At 57.6% G+C, this 794-nt stretch carries 1 pseudogene; it reads right to left on the bottom strand.

The annotated features are described in order from the left end of the window. A pseudogene (locus tag F7P80_RS16650) lies at positions 1-794 on the bottom strand (IS256 family transposase); the annotation flags it as partial.

Raw genomic sequence — 794 nt, 5'->3', positions numbered from 1 at the left:
GCACGTAGTTCAGGCTGTGGCGCACCATGTGGACAATGCACAGTTGCACCACGGTCTGTGGAAACACCGCTTCAATGGCCTCAGGATAGCCTTTGAGCCCATCGACGCAGGCGATGAAGATGTCTTGCACGCCCCGGTTGCGTAGTTCCGTGACGACCTGCAACCAGAACTTGGCACCTTCCATCTGCGACAGCCACAGCCCCAGCACTTCTTTTTCTCCCTGCAAGTTGACGCCAATGGCCAGGTACACGGCCTTGACCCGGACCGCTCCTTCTCGCACTTTGACGTGAATGCAGTCCAGATAGACGATGGGGTAAATCGCATCCAGCGGCCTGGCTTGTCAGGCTTTGACTTCCTCGCTGGCAGCATCAGTTACCGACGAGATCAGGTTGGGCGAGACCTCGGTGCCGTACATCTCTTCAAGATGTGCCTGAATCTCCCGCACTGTCATGCCCCGGGCATACAGCGAGATGATCTTGTCATCAAAGCCCGTCCAGCGGGTCTGGTGCTTGGCAAGCAACTGGGGCTCGAAGCTGCCATGGCAATCACGGGGAACGTTAATGGGCAACTCACCAAAATCGCCCTTGAGCGTCTTCTGGCTGGAGCCATTGCGGCTGTTGCGAGCGCCGTTGGTGATGGTCTCATGGCGTTCATGGCCGAGGCGCTCAGTCAATTCCGCCTGCAAGGCTTTCTCGACCACGGCTTTGGTCAGTTGCTTGAGCAGACCGTTCTCGCCAATGAGGTCTTCGGGCTTTTTGTAATCGGCCAGCAGAGCGCTGAGCAACGCTTCAGGA

It is taken from the genome of Comamonas kerstersii (assembly GCF_008801935.1).
Lineage (GTDB): Bacteria > Pseudomonadota > Gammaproteobacteria > Burkholderiales > Burkholderiaceae_C > Comamonas > Comamonas kerstersii.
The sequence above is the reverse complement of the archived record's forward strand: the minus strand, read 5'-3'. Positions and strand labels throughout refer to the sequence as shown.